Origin of the sequence: Streptomyces broussonetiae (genome assembly GCF_009796285.1) — a bacterium.
Classification (GTDB): Bacteria; Actinomycetota; Actinomycetes; order Streptomycetales; family Streptomycetaceae; genus Streptomyces; species Streptomyces broussonetiae.
The window spans coordinates 1,748,170-1,773,644 of the sequence record NZ_CP047020.1 but is presented as its reverse complement, the minus strand read 5'-3'; the positions used below and the strand labels follow the sequence as shown (position 1 = coordinate 1,773,644).

Annotated in this window: 24 protein-coding genes; 11 read left to right on the top strand and 13 right to left on the bottom strand. The window is 71.8% G+C overall.

The window, feature by feature from the left end; translation table 11 throughout:
• Positions 1-17 precede the first annotated feature (17 nt).
• The 5 genes from GQF42_RS08355 to GQF42_RS08335 all read left to right on the top strand — a co-directional run bounded on the left by GQF42_RS08355 (position 18) and on the right by GQF42_RS08335 (position 3,779).
• Positions 18-1,058: a helix-turn-helix domain-containing protein gene (locus tag GQF42_RS08355; protein ID WP_158919007.1), complete on the top strand. Its 1,041-nt coding sequence runs from the start codon at positions 18-20 to the stop codon at positions 1,056-1,058.
• The gene (locus tag GQF42_RS08350; protein ID WP_233273299.1) at positions 1,052-2,023 is read left to right on the top strand and encodes a helix-turn-helix domain-containing protein; all 972 of its coding nucleotides are present in this window, start codon (positions 1,052-1,054) and stop codon (positions 2,021-2,023) included. The genes GQF42_RS08355 and GQF42_RS08350 overlap by 7 nt, the downstream gene beginning before the upstream one ends.
• 114 nt (positions 2,024-2,137) lie before the next feature.
• Positions 2,138-3,064 carry a glyoxalase gene (locus GQF42_RS08345; protein WP_158919006.1) on the top strand — a complete coding sequence of 309 codons (927 nt, stop codon included), beginning with the start codon at positions 2,138-2,140 and terminating at the stop codon, positions 3,062-3,064.
• 11 nt (positions 3,065-3,075) lie between these two features.
• Positions 3,076-3,525: a DUF5709 domain-containing protein gene (locus GQF42_RS08340; protein WP_199273037.1), complete on the top strand. Its 450-nt coding sequence runs from the start codon at positions 3,076-3,078 to the stop codon at positions 3,523-3,525.
• 23 nt (positions 3,526-3,548) lie between these two features.
• Positions 3,549-3,779, top strand: coding sequence for a hypothetical protein (locus GQF42_RS08335; protein WP_158919004.1), 231 nt, complete (start codon positions 3,549-3,551; stop codon positions 3,777-3,779).
• 191 nt (positions 3,780-3,970) lie between these two features.
• Here GQF42_RS08335 and GQF42_RS08330 read toward each other — a convergent pair whose 3' ends face one another.
• Positions 3,971-4,432, bottom strand: a complete 462-nt coding sequence (locus tag GQF42_RS08330; protein ID WP_233273298.1) for an alpha/beta fold hydrolase — start codon at positions 4,430-4,432, stop codon at positions 3,971-3,973.
• A gap of 285 nt (positions 4,433-4,717) precedes the next feature.
• Between GQF42_RS08330 and GQF42_RS08325 the strand changes: the two genes are divergently transcribed.
• The 4 genes from GQF42_RS08325 to GQF42_RS08310 are packed head-to-tail and all read left to right on the top strand — an operon-like array spanning position 4,718 to position 7,889.
• Positions 4,718-5,674, top strand: a complete 957-nt coding sequence (locus GQF42_RS08325; protein WP_233273297.1) for a hypothetical protein — start codon at positions 4,718-4,720, stop codon at positions 5,672-5,674.
• A gap of 20 nt (positions 5,675-5,694) precedes the next feature.
• Entirely contained in the window at positions 5,695-6,192 is a 498-nt protein-coding gene (locus GQF42_RS08320; RefSeq protein ID WP_158919003.1) for a MaoC family dehydratase, read from the top strand.
• A 45-nt stretch (positions 6,193-6,237) separates the two neighbouring features.
• Positions 6,238-6,960: an alpha/beta fold hydrolase gene (locus GQF42_RS08315; protein WP_158919002.1), complete on the top strand. Its 723-nt coding sequence runs from the start codon at positions 6,238-6,240 to the stop codon at positions 6,958-6,960.
• A 44-nt stretch (positions 6,961-7,004) separates the two neighbouring features.
• Complete coding sequence (locus tag GQF42_RS08310; RefSeq protein ID WP_158919001.1) at positions 7,005-7,889, top strand: alpha/beta fold hydrolase; 885 nt, start codon at positions 7,005-7,007, stop codon at positions 7,887-7,889.
• A 21-nt stretch (positions 7,890-7,910) separates the two neighbouring features.
• Here GQF42_RS08310 and GQF42_RS08305 read toward each other — a convergent pair whose 3' ends face one another.
• The 7 genes from GQF42_RS08305 to GQF42_RS08275 all read right to left on the bottom strand — a co-directional run bounded on the left by GQF42_RS08305 (position 7,911) and on the right by GQF42_RS08275 (position 16,630).
• The gene (locus GQF42_RS08305) at positions 7,911-8,726 is read right to left on the bottom strand and encodes a carbohydrate ABC transporter permease (protein ID WP_158919000.1); all 816 of its coding nucleotides are present in this window, start codon (positions 8,724-8,726) and stop codon (positions 7,911-7,913) included.
• A 15-nt stretch (positions 8,727-8,741) separates the two neighbouring features.
• Positions 8,742-9,641, bottom strand: coding sequence for a carbohydrate ABC transporter permease (locus GQF42_RS08300; protein WP_158918999.1), 900 nt, complete (start codon positions 9,639-9,641; stop codon positions 8,742-8,744).
• Positions 9,613-10,863, bottom strand: a complete 1,251-nt coding sequence (locus tag GQF42_RS08295; protein ID WP_233273296.1) for a sugar ABC transporter substrate-binding protein — start codon at positions 10,861-10,863, stop codon at positions 9,613-9,615. The genes GQF42_RS08300 and GQF42_RS08295 overlap by 29 nt, the downstream gene beginning before the upstream one ends.
• A gap of 36 nt (positions 10,864-10,899) precedes the next feature.
• Complete coding sequence (locus tag GQF42_RS08290) at positions 10,900-11,682, bottom strand: alpha/beta fold hydrolase (protein ID WP_158918998.1); 783 nt, start codon at positions 11,680-11,682, stop codon at positions 10,900-10,902.
• Positions 11,683-11,765: 83 nt separating this feature from the next.
• Entirely contained in the window at positions 11,766-14,537 is a 2,772-nt protein-coding gene (locus GQF42_RS08285) for a helix-turn-helix transcriptional regulator (protein WP_325100316.1), read from the bottom strand.
• Between the two features lie 46 nt (positions 14,538-14,583).
• On the bottom strand, positions 14,584-15,624 hold the full coding sequence (locus GQF42_RS08280; RefSeq protein ID WP_158918997.1) for a helix-turn-helix domain-containing protein: 1,041 nt from the start codon (positions 15,622-15,624) through the stop codon (positions 14,584-14,586).
• Between the two features lie 154 nt (positions 15,625-15,778).
• On the bottom strand, positions 15,779-16,630 hold the full coding sequence (locus GQF42_RS08275; RefSeq protein WP_158918996.1) for an NmrA/HSCARG family protein: 852 nt from the start codon (positions 16,628-16,630) through the stop codon (positions 15,779-15,781).
• Between the two features lie 203 nt (positions 16,631-16,833).
• Between GQF42_RS08275 and GQF42_RS08270 the strand changes: the two genes are divergently transcribed.
• Together GQF42_RS08270 and GQF42_RS08265 are read left to right on the top strand one after the other, a co-directional pair.
• Positions 16,834-17,931, top strand: coding sequence for an LLM class flavin-dependent oxidoreductase (locus tag GQF42_RS08270; protein WP_158918995.1), 1,098 nt, complete (start codon positions 16,834-16,836; stop codon positions 17,929-17,931).
• Positions 17,928-18,542, top strand: a complete 615-nt coding sequence (locus tag GQF42_RS08265; RefSeq protein WP_158918994.1) for an FMN reductase — start codon at positions 17,928-17,930, stop codon at positions 18,540-18,542. Before GQF42_RS08270 ends, GQF42_RS08265 begins: the two co-directional genes overlap by 4 nt.
• Here the strand turns inward: GQF42_RS08265 and GQF42_RS08260 are convergent.
• The 5 genes from GQF42_RS08260 to GQF42_RS08240 all read right to left on the bottom strand — a co-directional run bounded on the left by GQF42_RS08260 (position 18,499) and on the right by GQF42_RS08240 (position 25,409).
• Positions 18,499-20,295 carry an ATP-binding cassette domain-containing protein gene (locus GQF42_RS08260; protein ID WP_158918993.1) on the bottom strand — a complete coding sequence of 599 codons (1,797 nt, stop codon included), beginning with the start codon at positions 20,293-20,295 and terminating at the stop codon, positions 18,499-18,501. The genes GQF42_RS08265 and GQF42_RS08260 overlap by 44 nt on opposite strands.
• Entirely contained in the window at positions 20,292-22,028 is a 1,737-nt protein-coding gene (locus tag GQF42_RS08255) for an ABC transporter ATP-binding protein/permease (RefSeq protein WP_199272610.1), read from the bottom strand. The genes GQF42_RS08260 and GQF42_RS08255 overlap by 4 nt, the downstream gene beginning before the upstream one ends.
• Complete coding sequence (locus GQF42_RS08250; protein WP_158918992.1) at positions 22,025-23,287, bottom strand: cytochrome d ubiquinol oxidase subunit II; 1,263 nt, start codon at positions 23,285-23,287, stop codon at positions 22,025-22,027. Before GQF42_RS08250 ends, GQF42_RS08255 begins: the two co-directional genes overlap by 4 nt.
• Positions 23,280-24,647 carry a cytochrome ubiquinol oxidase subunit I gene (locus GQF42_RS08245; protein ID WP_158918991.1) on the bottom strand — a complete coding sequence of 456 codons (1,368 nt, stop codon included), beginning with the start codon at positions 24,645-24,647 and terminating at the stop codon, positions 23,280-23,282. The genes GQF42_RS08250 and GQF42_RS08245 overlap by 8 nt, the downstream gene beginning before the upstream one ends.
• A gap of 186 nt (positions 24,648-24,833) precedes the next feature.
• Entirely contained in the window at positions 24,834-25,409 is a 576-nt protein-coding gene (locus GQF42_RS08240) for a Dps family protein (RefSeq protein WP_158918990.1), read from the bottom strand.
• Positions 25,410-25,475: the final 66 nt, after the last annotated feature.

The following is a 25,475-nucleotide window of genomic DNA, read 5'->3' as shown; positions in this document are numbered from 1 at the left end:
GACCGCATGCTCGCACCATGCCAACCGTGATCGGCCCCCACGGGGAGAGAAGCTGGTGGACGGCCTCCTGCACGAGTCCGCGAGCGCAGGTGCTGAGCACCCGCTCGGTTCCGCCGCGCGAGAGTCTGGACTTCTGGCACGACGCCGTGCTCGCGACCCTGGTCGGGATGGAGATCGCCACCGACGGCCGTACCTATGACGCGGCCATGCGCACCGATCACCTCGGCGACCTGCGGATCATCACGGTGGAATGCGATCCGGGCCGGGTCCACCGCTCGCCTCGCTTCATCGCCCGCGGCGACGGGCGGGACATCTTCGTGGCGCTGCAGAGCACCGGCCGGGCCCAGGTCGGACAGGACGGCCGCACCACCGAGTTGCGCGCCGGCGACATCGGGTTCTTCGAGACCGTCCGGCCCTTCCGCACGGCCTTCCCGGAACGCTTCCGGTTGAAGATCTTCGCGGTCCCGCGGGACCTGCTCGGGCGGTCGGAGGCAGACCTGAGCCGGCTCACCGCGCGGGCCGTGCGCCCGAGCAGCGGTCTGACCGGCCTGCTCACCCCGTTGCTGGAACGGCTGGCGGACACCTCCGAGGCCTACGCGACGCCGGTGGCCGAGCGACTGGCCGAGGGCGTCATCGACCTGATGGCGGCCACGGCCGCGGACCAACTGGGCGAGGATCCGGACGCACTGCCCGGTGCCGACCGGGTCCTGCTCCTGCGGATCAAGGCCTTCATCCGCTGGCACCTGGCGGATTCCGGCCTGACTCCGCGGGCCATCGCCGATGCCCACGGCATCTCCGTGCGCTATCTGCACCGTTTGTTCGAGGCGGAGGACACCACCGTGTGCCAGTGGATCCGCGAACTGCGCCTGGAGGAGTGCCGCAGGGAACTCGCCGCACGGGCACCGGGATCCGTCAGCCTGGGCCAGGTCGCGCGACGCTGGGGCTTCAGCAGTCCCGCCCGGTTCAGCAGGGCCTTTCGCAGTTCGTTCGGCCTGTCTCCCACCGACTGGCTCGACCGGGAGCGTGCGAGCCGGGTGAGGGGAGACGTACCGTGCTGACCGCTTCGCTGACCATCCCGGGCCAGGGGGTGTCCTTCTCCACTCGGAGCCTTGCACCCAGGGACCGTGTCGCCGCATGGGAACGCGCGCTGTCCCAGGTCTTCGTGGGTCTGGAGATCGCCGTGGAGACCGGCCGCCCGTGGGCGGGCGAGCTGACCGCCGAGCGGCTGGGCGCACTCCAGATCGCCACCGAGGAGTTCGGCCCGGGAACGATTCTGCGCAGCGCCCGCTCGGTGGCCGCCGACCGGAGCACCCACATCCTGGTGCGTCTCCAACTGGACGGTACCGCGCTGCTCTTCCAGGACGGCCGCACCGCCGAACTCCGGCCCGGCCGGCTGGCGTTCCACGACGCGCGGCGCCCGTACCGGATCGTGCTGCCCCAGCGGCAGCGGGCCCGGGTCCTCATGCTTCCCCGCGCCCTGCTCCGGCTGGAGGAGGGGCAGCTGTCCGCCCTGACGGCGACCGTGGTGGACGACAGCGGGGACGGGGCGGCGGCCCTGCTGATGCCGCTGCTGCGCGGGCTCGTCGACGAGGTCATCCGGGCGGGCACGACCCGACGCGACGACCTCGCCCGCGTCGCGGCGGAGCTCCTGGCCACCCTGGCCCTGGAGCAGGTCAGCAGCCGGTCCGCGCCGGCGCTGTGGGACCGGATCACCGCATCCGTCCAGGTCCGGCTGCAGGATCCCGGGCTCACCCCGCAGGACATCGCCGATCAGCACAGCATCTCCCTGCGCTACTTGCACCGGATCTTCCAGCTGCAGGGCACCACGGTCAACGCCTGGGTGCGCACCCGACGGCTCGAGGCGGCGCGCGAGGAGCTGGCCCAGAACGGCGCGGCCCACCGGTCGATCGCGGCGGTGGCCGCCCGCTGGGGTTTCACCAACCCCTCCCACTTCAGCCGGACGTTCCGCGAGACGTACGGGATGTCGCCGGTGCAGTGGCGCGGCGCACACGTCGGGACCTGACGCCCGGCCGCCACTGTTCCCGGAAAGGCAAGAGCCGGGGCGCTGTCGGCATGATCGCTCCCGCGCCCGGTGCCTAGCTTTCGATGTGTACGGCTCAGGCGGAAGGGAACGGAAATGAAGCGCAGAGCGATGGCATGGGTGCTGCCCGCTGTCATGGTGGCACTGAGCGTGGTGGGATCCGGGGCGCCGTCCTCGGCCCAGGACGGGGCGGCAGTCGCGCCGGCCTCGACCACGGCGGTGGGTCCCCAGTACGACACCACGCACGTCTATGTCACCCCCGGCAAGGTGGACGCGTTCGTCGCCGCCTGGACCGCGACGTTCGGCGGGACGCACACGGCCAAGGTCCTCACGACCGTCACGCCGACGCCCAGCAGGACCGAGTCGGAACTGGTGATGTCGCCGGTCGGCACCCTGTCCGTCTTCGACTTCCGAACGCCCGCCCCGTACCCGTTCGGCGCCGAACGGACGGGCTGGCTCATGAGCGACTTCGACAAGGGCGTGCGACTGGCCCGGCAGAGCGGCGCACAGCTGGTCGTGGCGCCGTTCGACGACCCGATCGGGCGGGACGCGGTCGTCCAGTTCCCGGGCGGCGTCAACGCTCAGCTGTACTGGCACACCACGGCGCCGTCGTACAAGCCCCTTCAATCCGTGCCCGACAACCGCGTCTACCTGACGCCCGACTCGGTGGACGGGTTCCTGGGCTCCTACCTGCGGTTCACCGGGGGCCGTGTCGTCTCGGACCGCCGGGCGGCGGACGGCGGCGACATCGGTCTGCCCCAGGAGAGATATCGCCGAATCGCCATCCGCTCCGGGTTCGGCAACACGGTCGTGAACGTCACCGACGGCCATCTTCCCTACCCGTTCGGGCGGGAGACCACCGGTTACGCGGTGCATGATCTCGCCGTGACGTTGCGCAAGGCCGAGGCGGCGGGCGCGCAGGTGCTGTGGGGCCCGTACACCGCCGGGGGCCGCTCCAACGCCGTGGTGCAGTTCCCCGGCGGCTATGTGGCCGAACTGCACCAGGACGGTGATCACAGGTGAGCGAGGGGGCGATGGGGGACGACGTCTACCAGCCGGACGGGTCCGAGGTGCAGGACGACGCCGGCCTGCTGGACGCCCTGGACACCCTCGACGACCGGGCCGGTGTCGAGCCCCTGGACGAGGGCTACTCGCCCCCGGAACGACCCTGGGCCGTGGAGCACACCGGCGTCACGGCGTCCGAGCGGTGGCGTGGGGAGAGTCTGGACGAGCGTCTCGCCGAGGAGGTCCCCGACATCGGTGTCCCCGAGGGGGACGGCATCGGCGACACGTGGGGGATGGCCGGTGAGCCCGTCGACCCGGAGGTCGGCGACGAGCGCGCCGGACGCCTGGTCGCGCCGGACGAGGGCAGCCACGAGAACACCGAGTCCGACCTGTTCGCGTCCGACATCGGCCCGGACGGCGCCGGCGCGTCGGCCGAGGAGGCCGCGATGCATGTGATTCCCGATTCCGAGACCTGCTGATACCTTAAAAGGAGGAGCGCACCATGAACGCCGAAGAGTCGAATTCCGCCGACCGTCACCCGCATATCCGGAACATCGTGGAAAAGGTGACCGAGCATCATCGTCGTGCTAAGGCCGAGCGCGAGGAGTCCGTGTTCGAGGACGCGATCGACGGGGCGGCGTTCGACCTGGCGGCCGATATCGCGCATCCCACGGCCGGTCAGGCCGAATTCGGTTATGACGTCGACACGGATCTCGGCGTGGAGCCTCGCTGACCTGCCGGCTCTGCCCTTCCAGTCGGCGAGGAAGTCCAGCAGTTCCGCGTCGACGACGTCGGGGCGTTCCTCCTGGCACAGGTGCCCGCACCGGGGGATGGGCACGCCCCGCACGTTCCGCGCCGGCCCCCTCCAGACCTCCAGGACGTCACAGGCCTGCCCGACGGCGCTGAACTCCTCCCCCCACATGGTCAGCACCGGGCAGTCGATGAGCCGGTCGGCGTCCTCGGTGTCCTGCGCGACATCCTGGGACGCGGCCCGGTGGTCCATGCAGGACCCGCGCACCGCCCCGGCTGCTGATGATGGGCGCGCACATGGACCGCGATCTCCTCGGGCGTCAGCATGCCGGGGTCGTACGACCAGCTCCGGTAGAAGTGGGTGAGCCAGATCTCCTCACGGCCGGCGATCAGTGCCTCGGGTAGGTCGGGCACGCCGAGGAACGTGAAGAGCCAGTACCCCTGCCGGGCGAGCCGCACGTCGTAGGTCTCGGCGACGATCCGGGTGGGGATGTTGTCCAGGGCCGCGAACCGGTCGATCCGGTCACGGTGGTCCTTGGCGAACCGGGTGCCCACGCGTGCGCCGCGGTCGTGGCCCACCAGCGCGATGCGCCGGTGGCCGAGGTGGTCCATCAACGCGATGACGTCCTGGGCCATGGTCCGCTTGTCCTATTGATGCCGTTGAGTTCGGCGGTGTGGTGGGTGATGCCGGCGAGTTCTGCTCTCATGGTCTCTCACTCGGGAAGTCGAATTCTGCTGCCGTTCATTGAGCCGCTCAAAACCTATCGACTTCCGCCTGGGCCGCTTTTCCGAGGACGCACCGGATGTGCTCCCGCAGTGCCCGGACCGCCGTTGGGCGCTTCTTGTATGCATAAACTCCGGTGGCGGCCCGTCACTTCCGCAGGCCGCCGGTGTCCTTCCTGAATTTCGACGGAGATTCTCATGGCACTTCTCGATCCGGAACCGGGAAAGCTGCGACCGCGCGCCACCGGCGGCCCGGCCACCGACCGGGTGCCGGACGACCGGGCGTCCGGAACACCCGACACCCTGCGGAACGATCTCGTGCGTCTGCTGGGGGAGCGCAAGGTGCTCCACTCGGTGTCCGACCTCGTGAAGTACGCCTCGGACGCCAGTCCCTACCGCTTCGTGCCCATGGTGGTGGTGATCGCCGAGAACGTCGGGGACGTGGCCGCGGTGCTGCGCTACGCCCGCGACAACCGGCGCGAGATCGTCTTCCGGGCGGCCGGAACCTCCTTGCACGCTCAGGACGGGACGCTGTACTTCCTGTACGCCACGGGCACCAGTGACCTGACCGGTGTGTGGCGCCTGCGCCCCGGGGGCACACCGGGGCGCATCGCCGCGCTTCCCGCGAACGGCCTGCCCAACGGCCTGGCCCTCGACCGGCACACCGGCCTGCTGTACGTCGCCGACTCGGTCCTCGGCACCGTCTGGCGGGTGCCGGTCGCGGGCGGCACGCCCACCCGGTGGGCCGCCGCCCCCGAGCTGCGGCCCGCCGGATTCCTGGGCGCCAACGGCATCAAGGTCCACAACGGTGCGGTCTGGGTGTCCAACCTGGACAAGGGCACCGTGCTGCGCGTCCCCCTCACATGCCACGGCGGTGCCGGGCCCGTCGAGACCCGGGCGACCGCACTGGTCGACGTCGACGACTTCGGCTTCACCGGTGCGGGCGACTCCCTGCTGGCGGCGATCAACAAGGACAACGAGGTCGCCCTGGTCAGGTCCGACGGCACCCACAGCATCGTGCTGACCGCCGCCGACGGCCTGGAGAACCCGACGTCGCTCGCCGTACGCGGCGGCACGGCGTACATCGCCAGCGGCGCCTACTTCACGAACAGCGACCCCAACGTCCTCGCGGTCCACGTCGAGCACGGCAAGTAACGGAGAGAGAGCACTGGCTGATGGCTGATCAGACACCCGCAAACACCGCCGAGTTCGACCCCGGCGACTTCCTCGTCGTACCGGCCCGCACGTTCGAGGACCTGCGCGTCGGCGAGGTCTTCCGGGCGCCCAGCCGGACCGTGACCGATGCCCATGCCGCGGCGTTCCAGACAGTCTCCGCGGACAACCACCCGGTGCACTACGACGCCGAGTGGGCCCGTAAGCGCGGTCACCCCGCGCCCGTGGTGCACGGCCTTCAGGTGCTGGCCTTCACCGCACCCGGGGCCACGCTGTTCCCGCACTTCATCGGCGAGGTGTTCATCAGCTTCCTCGAGCTGTCCTGCACCTTCCTGGCGGAGGTGCACTCGGGGGACACCCTGTACCCCGCCCTCACCGTCACCGCGCTGGAACCCCAGGGCGACAACGGCGTCGTCGTGACGGCCGCCACCATCCACAACCAGCGCGGCGAACTCGTGCTGTCCGGACAGCACAAGTACCTGCTCCGCCGTACGGCCTGAACCCCCATTCCCACCGATTCCCACCGATTCCCGTAAGGAACGTCCATGACCACGTCCGCACCCACCGTCGTCCTCGTGCACGGCGCCTTCGCCGACGCCTCCAGTTTCGCGCGTGTCATCCCCGAGCTGCTGGCCGACGGAGTGCAGGTGCTCGCTCCGGCCGTCCCCAATCGCAGTCTCCTCGGCGACGCCGCCTACATCGCCTCGATCGTCCGCCGGATCCCCGGTCCCGTCGTCCTCGTGGGGCACTCCTACGGCGGCGCCGTCATCACCGTGGCCGGCGCCGAGGACAACGTCCAGGCCCTGGTCTACCTGGCCGGATACGCCCTGGAGGAGGGGGAGAGCCTGGGCGAGCTGCAGGGCCGGTTCCCCGACTCCGACCTGGCCTCCGCGCTCGTGTTCGCGCCCTTCCCGGTCGAGGGTTCGGACGAGCCCGGCACCGATGTGACGGTCGACATCGACAAGTTCCCCGCCATCTTCGCCGCCGACGTGGACCCCGGCCTCGCCAGGACGCTCGCCGTCTCCCAGCGTCCCCTGGCCGGAGCGGCCTTCGCCGAGGCGGCCCCGGTCGCGGCCTGGAAGACCAAGCCGTCCTGGGGGCTGGTCTCGTCCTCGGACCACACCATCAACCCGGACGTCGAGCGCTTCGGCTACCAGCGGGCCGGCATGACCACCGTCGAGGTCGACTCCTCGCACCTCGTCATGCTCGCGCACCCCAAGGAGGTCGCGGACCTGATCCGCGAAGCCGTCCGGAGCATCAGCGCCTGACCCCCGACCACCTTGCCGATCCTCTTGCTTCACAGGAGAAACCCATGAGATCCCTGCCTCGCCCGAGAACGAGACGGGCGCGCGCCCTCGCCGTGTCCTGCGTCGTGGCCGCCGCCGCCATGGTGTTCGCCGCCACCTCGCAGGTGACCGCCGCACCCGCGACCGCGGCGACCGCCGAGACCGGCAGCGGGACGAAACCCACCATCGTGCTGGTGCACGGCGCCTGGGCGGACGCATCGAGCTGGAACGCGGTCATCGCCCGCCTCCAGCAAACCGGTTACACCGTCTACGCCCCGCCGAACCCGCTGCGCGGAGTGTCCTACGACGCCGAGACCCTGGCCTCGTTCGTGAAGACAGTCCCCGGCCCGGTGGTCCTGGTCGGCCACTCCTACGGCGGCATGGTCATCACCAACGCGGCCGCGAAGAGCGCCAACGTGAAGGCGCTCGTGTACGACGACGCCTACATCCCCGACGAGGGCGAGACCGTGTTCCAGATCAACGCGGCCCAGCCCGGCTCGTGCGTCACGGCCGAACCGTCGACGTTCCTGAACCTGGTTCCGTACCCCGCAGGGCCGTCCGGTGACGTCGACGCCTACCTCAAGTGGGCACCGAACGGCGCCTACAAGGGCTTCCAGGACTGCTTCGCCAACGGCGTACCCGCCGTGAAGGCCCGGCTTCTCGCGGCGGGTCAGCGGCCCTTCGCGGTCAGCGCCGGGTCGGAGCCCTCCGGTGCACCCGCGTGGAGGACCCTGCCCTCCTGGGCCGTCGTCGGCACCGCGGACCATGTCATCCCCCCGGCCGAACAGCGGGCGATGGCCGAGCGCGCGCATGCCCGCACGACCGAGGTGGCGGCGGGCCATCTGTCCCTGGTCACGCGCCCCGACGTGGTCACCCGTGTGATCACCGAGGCGGCCGAAGCCGTCCGCTGACCGGCACTGCCGACCGTGCTCCTAACCGACGGCACCGCTGGTGATCCCGGCGGCGATGCGGCGCTGAGCGAGGACGAGCAGCACCGCCGCCGGGACGCAGGCCAGAACGGCCGTGGCCATGACGGCGTTCCACCGGTTCGTGTGAGCGCCCAGGTACTGGTAGATGCCGAGCGTCACCGGCCGGACCGTGTCCGTGGTGTTCAGGGTGAGGGCGAAGAGGAAGTCGCTCCAGGCGAGGAGGAAGGTGAAGACGCCCGCGGTGATCAGGGCGTTGATGCTCAGCGGGAGCACCACGGAGCGGAAGACGCGCAGCCTCCCGGCGCCGTCGACACGCGCGGCCTCCACGATCTCCCTGGGGACGGCCCGCATGAACGCGTGCAGGACGAGGATCGCGAAGGGCACCCCGGCGGTCGAGTCGGCGAGGATCAGCCCGACGTAGGAGTTCAGGAGTCCCAGTTCGTTGTAGGCGCCGTAGAGCGCGTTCGCCACGACGATCCCCGGCACGGCCTGGGTGACCAGGACACCGAAGAGCACGAAGGTGCTTCCGCGGAGGCGGAGGTGGGCCAGGGCATAGGACGCCGGAGCCGCGAGCGCGCAGCTGAGCACCGCGCTGCCGAGAGCCACGACCAGGCTGGTGACGAGGCTGCGTCCCTGCTCACGCAGTGCGGTTGCGTAGCCGCCGAAATCCGGGTGGACGGGAAACCAGCCGGCCCGCAGGGCGTTGCCCGCCGGCTGCAGGGAGACGTTCACCATCCAGTACACCGGGGACAGCATGAGCGCGAGCAGGACGACCCCTGCGAGCGTGGACAGCCAACCCCGTGCGGGTGCGCGCTTCACGGACGCCGCCTCCCCTCAGGCGTTCAGGGCGCGGCGGTTGGCGCGCAGGTGGACGAGGGCGAAGGCGAGCGAGAGCACGACGAGGACGTTGCCGAGGGCGGCGCCGCGCCCGAACTCGAACTGCTGGAAGGACAGCTGGTAGGACCCCGTGGCGAGGGTCTGCGTGGCGTCGGCCGGACCCCCGCCCGTCACGACGAGGATGATGTCCACCACCTTGGCCGTGTAGACCACGCCCAGCACCAGCACGACGCCGGCCACGGGCCGCAGCAGCGGCCAGGTGATGTGGCGGAACGACGCCAGCCGCCCGGCCCCGTCCAGCCGCGCCGCCTCGTACAGCTGGGCCGGGATGTCCTGGAGTCCGCCGTACAGGACGGCGGTGTTGAAGGGGATGCCCACCCAGACGTTGACGAGGATCACCGACACGAGCGCCTGTGACGTGCCGGTCAGCCAGGGGACTCCGGCCGGCAGCAGGTGCAGGTCGCGCAGCGCACGGTTCACCACCCCCGTGTCGGTGTCCAGCATCCACCGCCAGGTCGTCCCGGAGACGACCAGCGGCAGCAGCCAGGGCAGCAGCAGGAGCGAGCGCAGCACGCCGCCGAGCGGGAACCGGCGGTGGAAGAACAGGGCGAGGGCCAGTCCGAGCACGAACTGCCCGGCGAGCGAACCGACGGTGAACAGGGCCGTGGTCAGCAGGAGCCTGGGGAACTGGTCCGACGACACGACGTCCGCGTAGTTCCGCAGCCCCACGAACGGCGCGGCACCGGTGTAGAACGTCGTGGCCGTGTACCGCTGGAGGCTCATCGCGATGTTCTCGGCGATCGGGTAGCCGAAGAAGAGCAGCAGGTAGGCCAGGGCGGGGGCGAGGAACCCCCACCGGGCGATCCGGTCAGGAAGCCGTCGCGATCCGCTGCGCATGCCCGAGTGCTTCCCGCGGTGTCTGCTCGCCCGTCAACGCGGCCTGGACGGCCGTGTAGATGCCGGTTGCCGCCTTGGGCCACCTGACGCCGAGTTCGCCGGTACGGGCGCGGGCCCGCTCGACGCTTGCGACGAAGGCCGCCATCGAGGGGACCTGCTCGGCAAAGCGGGACGCCACCGCCGTGCGGGAGGGCACGGTGAAGTTCTGCCTGGCCAGGGCGAGCATGTGGGCGGAGCCGTTGAGACAGGCCACGACCTGGGCCGCCTTCGCCTGCCGGGCCTTCGAAGCGTTCTGCGGGACCGTCCACACCTCACCGCCGAGCGGTGTGACCAGGGTCTGCCCCAACTGGCGGACGGGGATGGGGGCCACGCCCCAGTGCAGGTTCCTGAGTTTGTTCATCTCGGATATCCGCCAGGGCCCGTTGACCATCATGGCCGTCCGCCCGGCCACGAACTGGTCGTGCACGTCGGCCTGTGTCCAGTTCAGGACCGACCTGGACATGGATCTACTCCTGACCAGGTCGACCCAGAGCTGGAGCGCCTGCGCGGCCTGCGGCGTGTCCAGATGCCTCTCGTCCCCGCCGTTGGACCACAGGAAGGGCAGGAACTGCCAGGTGCCCTCGAAGGTGGCGTTCGCGTCCACCGCCATGCCGTAGCGCCCCGGGCGGGTCAGCCTGGCCGCGGCCGCCTTCAGCTCGTCCCAGGTCCGTGGCACGGCGACACCGGCCTTGGACAGCATGTCCTTGTTGTAGAAGAGGGCGATCGTGCTCACCGTGGGTGCCAGTCCGTACACCTTGCCCCGGTAGGTGCCCGCTGACAGGATGCCCTGCGCGAATCCGCCGGAGTGGATGCCGTACCGGTTCAGCGGGGTCAGCGCGCCGGTCTGCGCGATCTGCTGCAGATCGGGGTTGTCCAGCATCAACAGGTCGGGAAGGGTCCGCGACGACGCCTGTTGCAACACCTTCGGGACGAGCGACGCCCCCGGGACGCTGTGCTGTTCGACCGTGACGCCGACCGCCTTGCCGCAGGCGTCGAGCCGCTCGCTCCACTGGGCGTGTTCGGAGGCGTCGGTGTAGTAGTCGAGAGCGGTGATGGAGGTGACCTTGTCCGCGGCCCGCTCGGTTCCGGGGCCGCCCGCGCACCCGGAGGCGGTCAGGACGAGGGCGACGGCTGCGAGGAGGGTGGATATCCGCCGCGCCGATGGTCCAGCCGCATTGATCATGGTGTTGCCTTCCGAGTGACGAGCGCGGATTTTATCTCATGTGCCTGCTCGGAAGGGGTGTCGAGGCCCGTGGCAGGAGCCGCGCCCGGTACTCGCCCAGGCGGCGGCCTCACGGATCACCGCGGCTACGGCATCGGGCTGGGAGAGCGGCACGGCGTGCGAAGCGTCGACTAAGCGGGCGGTGGCCGCCATGCGCATCGCCATGAAGCGCTGGGCAGTGGGGTCGAGCACGTGGTCGGCGGTGGCGACGGCGTACCAGGACGGTTTGGCCGCCCAGGCGGGCGGGCCCGATCTGCCGGTCAACGCGCACCGGGCGATCGGGCGTTGTGTCACGGACAGCACACTGGTGACGTGTGGTGGCAGATCGGCGGCATACACATGAAGATAGCGTTCCCTGCGGATGTACAGCTCACTGTCCGCGTCCGCGGGAAACGGCGCGGGCACGGCGGCGCTGAACAGCGCGTCCGCGGCCGGCGTGGGGGAGAAGCGGCTCGTGATGTCCAGGAGGCACTCCCCGGCGTCGAGGCCGAACGCCGCGACGTAACACAGGGCGACGACGTTGTCGGCGTCGGTGGCCGCCTCGGTGACGACCGCGCCGCCGTAGCCGTGGCCGACCAGCACGACCGGGACGTCGATCCGGCGCAGCACGCTCCTGAGACAGGCGGCGTCGTACGCCAGGCCGCGCAGCGGGTTCGCCGGGGCGCGCACCGTCAGCCCGTCGGCGTGCAGGAGACCGACGACCCCCGCCCAGCACGAGGCGTCGGAGAACGCCCCGTGCACGAGGACGACGGCGGGCGGTTCGGGGGTGGGTTCGTGCACGTCGGCGGCCTCCGCGCGGGTGGGCTTCCCAGCCAACCGCACCCGGCCCGCCCCGGCATCGCGTGAACGTACCAACCGTGCGCTCAGCTGTCGGGCAACGAACGGACCAGATTGGCGAGCTGCACCCGAGAGTTGACCGACAGCTTGCGGAAGACGGCGGTCAGGTGTGTGTTGACGGTGTGCGGAGAGACGACGAGCAGCTCAGCGGCCGCCCGGTTGCTGTGGCCCTCGGCGACGAGGCGCGCGACCTTTTCCTCCGAGGCCGTCAGGGCCTCCCAGCCCTGGACGGGACGTGGATCGCTCACCGCCCGGCGGCCGTCGCGAGCCGGCCCCTTCAGCTTGCGCTCCACGCGTGCCGCGGCGGCGTGCGCGCCCGCCGCGGTGAACGTGGTACGGGCCCGGGTCAGGGCGGCCACCGCCCGGGGGCGGTCGCCCGCCGCCAGCAGCGCCTGCCCGAAGTCGGCGCAGACCGAGGCCAGCACCAGCGGGCGGGGGCCTGCCCCGAGCAGGGCGACGGAGCGTTCCAGCAGGGCGAGGTCGCCCCGCACGAGCCCCTGGGCGTGCGCCGCGAGACCGGCCGCCGTGGGCACCGCCGGGTTGCGTGCGGCGTGGGCCTCGGCCTGTGCGGCGAGGTCCCGCGCCAGAGCGTGGTCCGCTCCGCGCAGGGCCATGCGTATCGCGGCGTCGACCCAGCAGCGCAACAGCCGCCAGCGCAGGAGGGGACCTTCCTCCTGAACCTGACGCATCCTGTCGACGGCCAGCACGAAGTCCCCGTCGGCGTCGGCGTGCAGCGCCTCCAGGAACCGCACCGCGGCCGTGTTGCCGGGGTTCGGTTTGGCCGCCAGCCTCTCCCGCGCGGCGGCCAGGTGCTGCCGTGCCGCCTCCTCCTCGCCGCGCAGCAGGGCGGTCCAGGACCGGATCACGCGAGCGTTCACCTGCTGGACGGGCACCTGTACGTCGTCCTCCAGGCGCTCCATCGTCACGAGGTCGGCGTCGGCGTCGTCGAGCCTGCCCAGCGCGAGGTGCTGCTGCCCCTGGGCCCACAGCAGCATGGCCTCGCGGAGCCCGCCGGAGCGCCGCGCCGCCTTCAGCAGCAGCCGCTCGCCGGACTCGAAGTCGTCCATGTGCTGATAGGCGACGATCTCCTCGGGAAAGTAGGCGGAGTCCACGGCACCGAGTGCGGTGAACCGCTCCAGGGCGACGGCGTTCTCACCCGCGTTGAGCGCGATCTCACCGAGCGCGAACAGGGCTTGCACGTGGGCGTCCCGGTCCCCGATCGCGATCGCGGCATGCAGCGCGCTCTCGCCCGTCTCACGTGCCGCGCGCAGATCGTGGCCCCGGGACAGGGCCAGTGCCCGCAGGGCGCCCAGCCGGGCCTCGACCTCCGGGGTGGCACCGCCGACGCCGAGGGCCGTCTCGGTCCGGCGGCGCAGCTCCTCGGCGAGGTCCAGGTTCCACAGCGTCCCGCCGAGGGTGGCCTGCAGTCGGCCGAACGTCTCCACGGGCGGCCGGCACTCCAGCAGCCGGTCGCCGGTCGACAGCGCCTCACGATTCCGGCCGGCCCGGGTCAGACAGACGATCGCCTGCTCACCCACGGCGAACCACGACGGCCGCGCGGTGGGCACCAGGTCCAGGGCGCGTGTCATCAGGTCGGCCGCGAGCCCCGGCGTCACCGGCAGTACGTCGTCGGCGGCGCGCCTGAGCAGCCGCACCGCCTCCTCGTCTCCGGGCAGGGCGCCCCGCAGGATGTGCGACACCGCGTCGATCGGCCGGTGGCCCGCGGCGACGAGATGGCCCGCGGCCTCACGGTGCAGCGCCTTGCGGGCCGAGGGCGGGACGTCCACGTAGACCGCCTGGCGCAGCAGATCGTGCCGGAAGACCAGTTGGTCGCCGTCGTCGTCCAGGAGTCCGGCGCGCACCGCCTCGTCGAGCGCCGCGATCAGCGGGGCGGTCGGGCCGCCGCACAGCGCGGCGGCGTCGTGGAAGGCGAACCTGCGCCCGAGCACCGCTCCCATCTGCAGGAAGCGCAAAGTGGCGGGCTGCAGGGAGGTGAGCCGGCCGCGCACTCCTGACACCAGCCCGGGGGGTACGGGCTCTCCCGAGGCCTCGGAGGCCGACAGCCCGGCGAGCATCTCGACCGCCAGGAACGGGTTCCCGCCGGCTCCTTCGAGCAGCTCACGCACACGCTGGTCCACGCCCGGGCCCAGGGCGTCGTCGGCGAGCTGCCCGATGGCCGAGCCGGACAGCGGCCCCAGGGCCAGGGTGCGCGCCGGGAGTTCGTCCCGCACGGCCGCGACGATCTCCTCGGCGGCCCCGCCGACGCCCCGCCGCCCCGTCAGCAGCCACAGCACCGGCGAGGTCCGCAGACGTCGCGGAAGCTGCTGCAGCGCGAACCGGCTCAGCGCGTCGGCCCACTGCACGTCGTCCAGAGCGATCAGCACCGGCATGCTGCCGGCTCTCTCCTCGATCGCCTCCGCCAAGCGCTCCACCAGCCGGATCCGCTGATCGTGCCCGTGTGCGAGACCGGCCAGCGCGTCGCCGGACAGCAGCGGCCGATCGCTGTGCAGGAGGCAGGTCGCGAGCGACGAGAGCGGCACGATGTGATGCAGTTCGTCGGCCTTGCCGACCCCGACGGAGAATCCCGCCGCCTCGGCCCGGGCGACGGCTTCGGTGAGCAGCGTGGTCTTGCCGATTCCCGGCTCGCCCCGGACGAGAGCCAGGGCGCCGCTTCCGGTACGGGCCACCGAGTCGATCAGCGCCCGCAACTCCTCCAACTCGGCCTCCCGGCCGCGCAGACCGCTTCGGGACAGCGATCCGCTCGACCCCGCCACCGTGACCTTCCCCTCCGCACGCACCGGCGACACCGGCACTCAGGAGGTCCACTATGGCAAAAGCGGCAGCTCAGCGCACATGCGACAGCTGGGGCGCATGGCCCGGGGCCGACAGTCGAGGCCCTTGCACGGCGGCGCTGCGCCACTCGGCGGGGGACACCCCGTAGGCCGCCCGGAAGACCCGGCTGAAGTGGGAGGCACTGGTGAATCCCCAGCGGTGCGCCACCGCGGCGATGGTCAGCCCCGCCGACCCCGGGCGGGCCAGCTCACGCCGGCACTGCTCCAGCCGGCGCTGCTGGATCCACCGGCTGACCGTGATGTCCTCGAGCTGGAACAGCTTGTGCAGATAGCGCACGGAGATGTGGTGGGCCCGGGCGATGGTCTCCGGGGCCAGGTCGGGATCGGCGAGGTGCCAGTCGATGTACGCCCGGATCCGCAGCAGCGACACCCGCGCGGCGTCCTGCGTGTCCTCGGTCGCCCTGCCCAGTCGCTCGTCGGTCAGGGTCTTGAGCAGATCCACGACGTTGCGGGCGATCGACTCGGCCGTGCGCTGCGGATACGTTTGCGCAGTGTCCACGAGCCGGGACAGGAACGGCGACAGCAGCGCGCCGAGCGGTGTCCCGGAGTCGAGGGGAGACGCCGTGATGTGCCTCAGCTCCGACTCGCTCAGACCCAGCACCTTGCGCGGCAGCACGAGGGACTTCGACTGAAAGGGCTCGGGGATGGTCATCCGGATCGGCCGCGCCATGTCGTAGACGAAGAGCTGTCCGGGCCGTACGAAGGCGTCACGCGTATCCTGCTCGACTCGGGCCACGCCCCTGCTCAGCAGCTTCACGACCACGTAGTCGTCGTTGTCGCTCCCCGCGATGAGCCGCCGTGTGCGCAGCGCCCGCAGCGGGTCGCCGTCCACCGTCACGGCCTGCATCGGGCCCAGCAGTGACGTACGGATCGTGCCGCGGTCGATCTCGTCGGGAACGCCCATGTCCACGGAGCCGAACGTCTGGGACAGGGCCTCGCGCCAGTACGTCCGCCGTCGGTGGCCGGGCACCGCGTCCGTGGTGTAGAGGGTGCCCGAGGACCCGGGTTCCAGGAGTGATGAATCCGGCGACATGATCTCCGCCCTTCGGCCAGTGCGTTTTCCGGACACACAGTGCCAGTGGGGGTGAGTTCGCCACATCGTGTGAACGCGTGAGATCCGGCGGCGGCTCGGACGGGCGTGCGGGTGCGCGCTGCCCGCAGAGCCGGCCGCAGGACGGAGGGTGGGTTCAGCTCCCGGTGGCCCAGGCGCGGCTCGCCCAGTCGGCGAAGCCGGTCCAGTGGATCTCCGGGTGGGCGGCATGGAGGGCGGGGATGTCGACGCGGTAGCCGGGTCCGTTCAGGAACGTCCACATCGCGTGCATGTCCGGATTGCCGATGGCCGTCAGCGGGACGTATTCATGGCGGACCTCCCGTCCCAGCGCCGCGCCGAGTGCCTCCGCCATCTGCGTGGGCGTGGGCGCGTCCCCGGCCAGTTCGATGCGCCGCCCGACGTACGGAGCGGGATCGAGCAGCACTTGTGCCGCGAACGCGCCGAGGTCGGGCCGGGCGAGCTGCTGCAACGGCCGGTCGGGCGGCAGCGGAAGATCGAGCACGCCGTCCAGGATGCGCTCCGCCCCGCCGAGCGCGTTGTCGAAGAAGTACGTCGGCCCGAGGATCGTGTACGGCACATCGCCGGCGGTCAGTTCCGCCTCGATGCGTGCCTTGCTCTCGAAATGCGGTACGCCGCTGTCCTGGTCGGCCCCGGCGACCGAGCTGAACACGAGATGCGGGACGCGTTCCCGGGCCGCGGCGGCGAGGATGGCCCGCCCCTGTTCCACCTCCGCCTCGACACCGGCCTCGAAGGGCGTGGTGAACGCGAAGACACCGGCCACCCCCTTCATGGCCGCGGCGAGCGACCCCGGATCGCTCAGGGAACCCGCCACCACCTCGGCACCCCGCTCGGCCAGCTGCCGCGCGGCACCGCGGCCGGGGTCGCGGACCAGTGCCCTGATCCGGGCCCCGCGGGCGAGCAGTGCTTCGGTCACGGCACCGCCCTGCCCGCCCGTCGCGGCAAGCACCAGGATCGGCTCATGCACCATGGAGGAACTCCTTTCAGGCAACGGGGCATCGGATCCGAGGCCGGCCCCGACAGCAACCATCCGTCACATCCGACGGCGCATGACGCAGACTCGCCCGCGGCGGGCGCTGGAGGACTCGACCCCGTGCACGCACAGTCATGACGCCCGCGTACCCGGCGCCTAGCGTTCCCCACCGCACACGATTGCCGGAAGAAGAGGGACCCATGCAGTTCGGCATCTTCACGGTCGGGGACGTGACGTCCGATCCGACCACAGGCCGCACGCCGTCGGAGCACGAGCGGATCAAGGCGATGGTCGCCATCGCGCTCAAGGCGGAGGAGGTGGGCCTGGACGTCTTCGCGACCGGCGAGCACCACAACCCGCCGTTCGTACCGTCGTCCCCGACCACGATGCTCGGCCACATAGCCGCCCGCACCGAGAAACTGATCCTGTCCACCGCCACGACCCTGATCACCACCAGCGACCCGGTGAAGATCGCCGAGGACTTCGCGATGCTCCAGCACCTCGCGGACGGCCGGGTGGACCTGATGCTGGGGCGCGGGAACACCGGGCCCGTCTACCCGTGGTTCGGGCAGGACATCCGGCAGGGCATTCCGCTCGCCCGGGAGAACTACGGGCTGCTGCGCCGCCTGTGGCGCGAGGACGTCGTGGACTGGGAGGGGAAGTTCCGTACGCCCCTTCAGGGTTTCACGTCGACGCCCCGTCCGCTGGACGGAGTGCCGCCGTTCGTCTGGCACGGCTCGATCCGCTCGCCGGAGATCGCCGACCAGGCGGCCTACTTCGGTGACGGCTTCTTCCACAACAACATCTTCTGGCCGGCCGAGCACACACGGCGGATGGTCCAGCTGTACCGGCGGCGCTACGCCCACCACGGGCACGGACGCCCCGAGGAGGCGATCGTCGGGCTCGGCGGGCAGGTCTTCATGCGGAAGAACTCGCAGGACGCCGTACGGGAGTTCCGCCCCTACTTCGACAACGCGCCGGTCTACGGCCATGGGCCGTCCCTGGAGGACTTCACCGAGCAGACCCCGCTGACGGTGGGCTCGCCGCAGCAGGTCATCGAGCGGACGCTGGCCTTCCGCGAGACCGTCGGCGACTACCAGCGCCAGCTGTTCCTCATGGACCACGCGGGCCTGCCCCTCAAGACCGTGCTGGAACAGCTCGACATCCTCGGTGAGGAGGTGGTGCCCGTGCTGCGCAAGGAGTTCGCGAACGGCCGCCCCGCCGACGTCCCGGACGCGCCGACGCACGCGTCCCTGCTCAGGGCCCGGGAGGTCCAGGAAGAGGTGAGCGCCGTATGAAGCTCGTCGCCGTGTCCGCGGGGCTGAGCACCCCGTCCTCCACGCGTCTGCTCGCCGACCGTCTCGCCGAGGCGGTCCACGGCGAACTCGCCACCCGGGACCTGGAGGTGGAGACCGAGGTCGTCGAGCTGCGTGAGCTGGCCGTCGCCGTCGCCAACCACCTCGTGACCGGTTTCCCGCCGCCCCCGCTGGCCGCCGCGATCGACGCGGTGACGGGAGCCGCGGGTCTGATCGCCGTGACGCCCGTCTTCACCGCCTCCTACAGCGGGCTGTTCAAGTCCTTCTTCGACCTGATCGATCCGGACGCCCTCACAGGCAAGCCGGTCCTGATCGCGGCGACCGGAGGCACGGCCCGCCACTCCCTGGTCCTGGAGCACGCACTGCGCCCGCTCTTCGCCTACCTGCGGGCCTCCGTCGCCCCCACCGCGGTGTACGCGGCGTCCGAGGACTGGGGATCGGGCGGCGACGCCTACACGGAGGGGCTGCCCGCGCGCATCCGGCGGGCGGGCGGCGAGCTGGCCGCCCTCATGGCCGCCCGCCCGTCCGGGACGGCGCCCGAGGACGACGTCACCGCGCTCGAACGGCAGCTGTCCGACCTGCGCTTCGACTGAGGCCGGCCGCCACGGGCCCGAGCGGGTCCGTGGCGGCCCGGTCCGTGGTCCGCCCGAGGCGGACGACCGCGGTCGGCGGCCGGTCGAGCAGGCCGAGGTCCTGCTCCTGCATCGCGATCACCACCGTGGTTCCGGGCAGCGTCCGGAACAGCGCGGTCAGCAGGGCCTCGGCGGTGGGCCGGTCCAGACCTGCGGTGGGTTCGTCCAGCAGGAGCACCGGCGGGCGCCGCAGCACGGCACGCGCGATCGCGAGGCGCCGCCGCTGCCCCTGGGACAGCAGACGCCCGCCGGGGCCCACCGGGGCCTGAAGCGGCAGCGCGGAGAGACCGACCACCTCCTGTACGGCCTGCAGGGCGGCGGTGTCGGCCGAGGGGGCGGCCTGACGGAGGTTGGCCGCCACCGTGTCGTCGGCCAGCCAGTCGTCCGCCTCGACCAGGGTGATCGTCTCGGCGACGCCCCGGGCCGGCAGTTCGTCGACGGGTCTGCCACCGAGGAGGACCGTGCCGGCAGGGGCCGGTATCCGTCCGGCGAGTTGCCCGAGCAGAGTCGACTTCCCGCTGCCGTTGGGGCCGGTGACCAGCACCGGACCGGGGCCGGACAGCGTTGTGGTGAGGGCCGCGGGCGATCCGGGAAGCGACAGCCCGACCGTCTCCAGGCCGAGCGAGGCCGTGTCCCGAGGGTGCGGGGTCGACTGCGGGCCGTGCGGGGCGGGTTCGCGGCCGGGCAGGGTCCTGTTCAGGTCGTGCGGGGTCGTCCGCGCACCGCGCGCGGTCCGCCGCTGCCGACCCGGCGGCGGCTCGTCGGCGGCCAGTGGCGCGAGGCGACCGGCCGCGTCGCCGGCCTCGGTCAGCAGGTGCAGCAGCCGGGGCAACCGCTCCAGCAGCTCCCACCCCGCGGCCATCAGCAGCACCTCGCCCACGACGACCGCGACAGGCTGCGCCGCAGCCGTGCACAGGGCGATCAGCAGCACCGACGCCTGACCCACGGCGGCCAGCAGGCGCAGCGTCAGACGGCTCAGCCGTTCGGCCCGGCCGGCGGCCCACTCGGCGGACTCGACGGACGTCATCGCCGTCGTCGCGGCCTGCCGGGCCTGTGGCACGGCGTCCAGGCAGCGCAGTTCGTCGAAGGCGGCCCGGCTGCCGAGCAGCACCGTACGCAGTGCGGCCCTGGCCTCGGTGGCGGCGGCCAGATGGGCCCGCGCCCGGCGGTGGGCCCGCCGGGCGCAGACCAGCCCGGCCGCCCACACGACCAGCTCGGCCGCCCCCAGGACCGGCACCGCCCACAGCAGCAGGACCTCGATCAGACAGGCGGTGGTGACCGCGGCCACCAGGGGCGCGCAGACGTTCGCGGGCAGACCCGCGACGGTCTCCACGTCCGTGGTGAGCCGGGCGAGCAGTGCGCCGTCACGTTGTCCGCGCAGCTCCCGGGAGGTGAGGCGGGCGGTGCCACGGGCCAGCCGGGTGCGCAGAGCCACGGTGGCGGTCAGCAACGTGCGGTGGCTGTCGAGGCGTTCGAGGTAGCGCAGTCCGGTGCGGGCCAGGGCCAGCGTCCGCACGGCGCCCGAGGGGTACATCCAGGACCAGGTGGTGTTGGCCTGGAGGGTGACCACGGCGCAGGTCGTCAGGAACCAGCCGGAGACGCCGAGGAGCGCGGCTCCGCCGAGTTCGGCGGCGGTGGCCAGCAGCATGCCGGTCAGCAGGGCGCGGCGCGGAGCCGCCGTGCGCAGCAGGCGCCAGGCGCCGGTCGGGTTCATCGGGCTCTCCCGTGGTCCAGAGCGATGACCTGGTCCGCCAGCGGCAGCAGCGCGGGGCTGTGGGTGGCGAGCAGGACCGTACGGTCGCGGGCCAGCGTCCGCAGCGCGGACAGGACCCGCAGCTCCGCCTCCGGGTCGAGATGTGCGGTGGGTTCGTCCAGGCACAGCAGTGGCGCGTCCCGCAACAGCGCCCGCACGAGGGCGAGTTGCTGCGACTGGCCGGAGGACAGGCCGGTGCCGCGTTCGCCGAGCGGGGTGTCCAGTCCCCGCGGCAGCGCGGTGAGAAGGTCGTCGAAGCCGAGGGAGGCGACGGCGTCGAGGAGGTCGTCGTCGCTCGCGGTGGGCCGGGCCAGGAGGAGGTTCTCGCGGAGGGTGCCGGGCAGCAGGTGTGCCGGCTGGCCCACCCAGGCGACCCGGCCGGGACCGGCGGGGACGGCCCGTCCGTCCACGAGGTGGAGCGCGCGGCCCTCGTGCGGGGCGACGAGCCCCGCCGCCACGGCCAGCAGGGTGGACTTGCCCGCCCCGCTCGGCCCGGTGACAGCGAGGCACCGGCCCGGTGCGAGCCGCACACCGACCCGGTCCAGGGCGGGTCCGGTACGCCCCGGATGACGGACCGTCACCGCTTCCAGACGCACCCCGGGAGGCGACGCGCCACGGGACGGCCGGACCGGCGCGGCGGACGGCACGTCCCGCTCGCCGGGTGCGTCCAGGACCGGGCCCAGCAGTTCGGCGGCGGCAGCGGCCTGGGCGCGGGCGTGGTAACCGGCGGCCAGGTCCCGGGCCGGGGCGAAGTAGGCGGGCACCAGGACGAGGACGAACAGCGCGGCGGACAGGCTCATGCGGTCCGGGACGAGGGGCAGGTGCAGGTAGTCGAGCAGCACCAGCCCGCAGTAGGTCGCCACCACGGCGAGGGTGCCGGTGATGAGCAGTTCGACCCACGCGGTCGACAGAAAGGCGATCCGCAGCACCTTCTCGGTCCGCCGCGCGACCTCCCGGTCGTCCCGCTCCAGGGCACGGGCCGCCTCGTCGTGCGCGCCGAGCCCGACCAGGGTGGGCAGTCCGCGCAGATGGTCCAGCAGCCGCGCCTGATGGGTGCGGATCCCGGTCAGCTGGGCGCGGACGGCGCCCTGTGTGCCGAGGCCGATGACCTTCAGATTGGCCGGCAGCAGCGGGGTGGCCGCCAGGACGAGCAGCGCGACGAACCAGCTGCGCCAGGCGATGGCGGCCAGCACGAGACCACTGCCGAGCAGCATGGTGGTGCGCGCGGGCAGGTAACCGGTGAGCCAGTCGGTCAGCTGGTCGACCTCGCCGTCGACGGCCCGGCCGGGTGCCGCCTCGTCCAGGTCGGTGCGGACCGGACCGTGGGCGGGCAGTGCCGTCTCGATGATCCGGCGGCGCAGCGTCTCGCGTACGACGCGGGCACCACGGGCGGCTGCCGCGTCGCCCGCGGCCAGCAGTCCGGCGCGCAGGGCGACCCCGGCCGCGGTCAGCAGGGCGGGCAACAGCAGTGCGACCACGGGCAGTTCGCCGTGCAGCGCCGACAGGCCGCGTTGCGCTGCCCAGCCGAGACCGCCCGCCCACAGGACCGTGCCCGACTGGGCCGCGCCGCGCAGGATCCCCGCGCGGCGCAGCTCGGGCCGGCCGACCACTGCCCAGTCCCGCAGCCTGGCGGGCACCGGATCGTCGGTCCGGTCCGCGGCCAGTTCGTCGAGCAGAACGGCGGTGCCGCTCACGAGGTGGTCTCCGCCCCGGTGTCCGCGTCGAAGTATCCGGCGCGGCCGTCACGGCGGTCGCCGACGATCCAGGCGGCCAGCGCGGTGCCGCCCAGCACCGTGACGCCGATCGGCCCGATCAGGTCGGAGGAGCCGCCGAACACGTCCTGGGAGAGGCCGGTGGCCAGGATGCCGAGCACGGTCAGCAGGACGCGTCGCACGATCGTCCGCGCCGCGCCGGTGGACGCCGCTACGGCCGGGAGTGCCCGGCCCCGTGCGGGCAACGGCGGTAGCGGGCTTTCCACCGGGTCGCTGTACTTGCCGCGGAAACTCCGCCACGCGTAGATGTTGTAGGCGAGGACGAACGGCATGCACAGGCCGACGCCGAGGACCAGGAAGACCTGGGAGGAGTGCGGGCTCGCTGCCTGATGGACCGTCAGGCCGGGTGGTACGACCACCGGCAGGCAGAGGGCGGCGAGTCCCAGCAGCCCACTGGCGGTCATGGTGGCCACGGCCGCGAACGGCCGCCAGTCGGGACGACGGCCGAAGCCGTGCCAGGCCACGGCGCCTGCCACGGCGGCGACCCCCACGGCGAGCCAGAACAGTACGGCCCGCACCGGCTGGCCCAGCTGGAACTGCTGCGGGTCGGCGTCCGGCAGCAGCAGACCGAGCACGACCGCCATGACCACGGTGGCCACCAGCAGGGTCCGTCCGGTGCGCCGGACCCCCGACCGTGACCACCCCTCGGTCTTGTCCTGCAGCCAGGCGGCCCCGGCCAGCAGGTAGACCACGACCAGGCCGAGGGCGCACAGTACGCCGTAGAGGCTGAACCAGTCGAACGCCCCGCCGTGGAAAGCGCCGTTCCGCTGGTGCGGGCCGGTGAGCACGGCTCCGAGGACGAGGCCCTGGCACACGGTGGCCGCGAGCGAGGCCCCGCCGAACAGCAGCGCCCAGCCACGCCGGTAGCGGCCGGCCGCGCTGTGCATCTCCAGGCCCAGTCCGCGCAGGATGATCGAGACCAGCAGGACGATCAGTGGCAGATAGACGCCGGGCAGCACCACGGCATAGGCGGCGGGCAGACCGGCCCACAGGACCACGCCGACCAGGATGAGCCAGCTCTCGTTGGCGTCCCAGGCGGTGGCGACGATCTCGCCGTACTCCCTTCGACGCTCCGGACGGGCCGCCAGACTGAGCATGCCCACGCCGAGGTCGTAGCCGTCGAGGACGACGTACATGCCGAGCGAGAAGAGGACCAGGGCGTAAGCGGCGTACTCAAGCAACGAGGGCCTCCGGGACGTCGGGCGAGGCGGGACCGGTGGCCAGTGCCTCGGGGCCGGCCTTGACCGTACGGACGATGTAGCGGGCCCAGATGGCCAGCAGGGTGACGTAGAGCAGGACGAAGCCGACGAGGCTCGCGGCGACTTCGGCGGTGGAGAGGTGGGAGACCGCGTCGGAGGTGCGCAACTGGCCGTAGACGACCCACGGTTGGCGGCCCGTCTCGGCGACGATCCAGCCGCCGGTGATCGCGACGATCCCGGCCGGGGTCATCCACACCATCCACCGCAGGAAACGCGGCGAGTCGAACAGGCGCCGCCGCATGCGCAGGACCACGCCCGCGAAGGCCGTGCCGAACATGAGCAGCGCGGTGAAGTACATGGCGCGGAAGCCGTAAAACGTGGTCCACATGTTGGGGCGTTCGTCGGGCGGGGTCTGCAGCAGTCCGGGTGTATTCGTCCTGCCGCTGAGGTCCTGGGCGATGACCGAGCCGAGATGAGGGATCTCGACGTGCAGCCGGTTCTCTCCCTTGGACGTGTCGGGTACGACGAGCAGGTTGTAGCCGTTGTTGTCGCTCTTCCAGTTGCCCTCGAAAGCCTCCAGCTTGGGCAGTTGGTGCTGTCCCATGAAGACGGCGGTGCCGTCGCCCACGTACAGCTGCACCGGCATCAGCACACCGAGGACGCCGAGGGCGATGGACAGACAGCGGCGGGCCATGGGCTGGGCGGACGACCGTTTCTTCACCAGGTACCAGGCGGAGATCCCGCCCACGAACCAGGCGGAGCTGATCAGTACGGCCAGCAGCATGTGCGGGAAGCGGTGGGCGAAGGCGGGGTTGAACAGGATGCTGATCCAGTCCCTCGCGTGGAACTGGCCGGCGACCTTCTGGTAGCCGACCGGGTCCTGCATCCAGCTGTTGGCCGACAGGATCCAGGTGGTGGACAGCAGCGTTCCGAAGGCGACCATCCAGCTGGCCAGGGCCATGGTGCGCGGACGGATCCGCCCGTCCCCGTAGAGCATCAGGCCGATGAACCCCGCCTCCAGGAAGAAGGCCGTGATCACCTCCATGCCGATGGTGACCCCGATGACCGGCCCGACCGCGTGGGCGTAAATCCCCCAGTTCAGGCCGAACTCGAAGGTCATCACGGTGCCCGCGACGACGCCCAGGCCGAAGCCGACGGCGAAGATCTTCTTCCAGAACCGGAAGATCTGCAGGTACAGGGGGTTGTCGGTGCGGACGTAGACCGTGTACACGACGGCGAGCAGCACGGAGAGCCCGACGGTGAGCGCGGGGAAGGTCATGTGGAAGATCGCGGTGATCGCGAACTGCCATCGGGACAGTTCGACGACGCCGGGTGAAGCCATGGGTACTCCAGGGAAGCGGCGGTTTGACGGGCGTCGGGCGCGGACCGGGAATCCGGTCCGCGCCCGAGGCGGGAACATGCACCGCATCAGCGGCAGGGGGGAGCGGCACCCGCAGCCCTGTGCGGTCGGGGCGTCCACCGGTCTCTCACCCGGCGCCGCACGCCTTCCGTGTGCCGTGCGGACGGCTCAGACGCGGACCAGCGGGGTGTCGACCAGGTGCTCGGCCAGGAACCAGGCCTGTAGTTCGCCGGTGCGGATGACCTGCGAGACCAGCAGGTCGTTGGTGCCGTCGTCGCCCAGTTCGGCGGTGCGGGCGGCCGCTTGATGGGCGTCCGTGAGGATGGTCTCGTGGGCTTCGAGCAGTCGCGAGAGCATGGCCGGCACCTCCTCCACGCCGTCCGGCGGGCGCGGGATCGACGTGATCTCGGCGACGTGCCGGGGGTCGCCCACGGCGACACCGCCCAGCGTCTGGACGCGCTCGGCGAGAGCGTCGACGAGTTCCAACTGCTCGCCCGCGTGCTTGTCCAGGAGCAGATGCAGCTGGTAGAAGGTCGCGCCCCGCATGCTCCAGTGGTGCTTCTTGTAGAGGCCGTAGAGGATCTGGGTGTCGGCCAGCACCTTGTTCAGGCGCTGGGAGGAGTACATGCGCGCCTCGAAGGACAGGGCGACGGGGAACTGCTTGACGGTCCCGAACTCCTGGATGACCGCCCCCTTCTGATGCAGCCAGGGCTGGCTGCTCGTGGGCGTGGAGTTGGTGGTCATGGCGTGCCTCCTGCGATGTCGTGCCGAAACGTGCGCGATCGACGCTAGGGGCCGAACCGGCGGCCG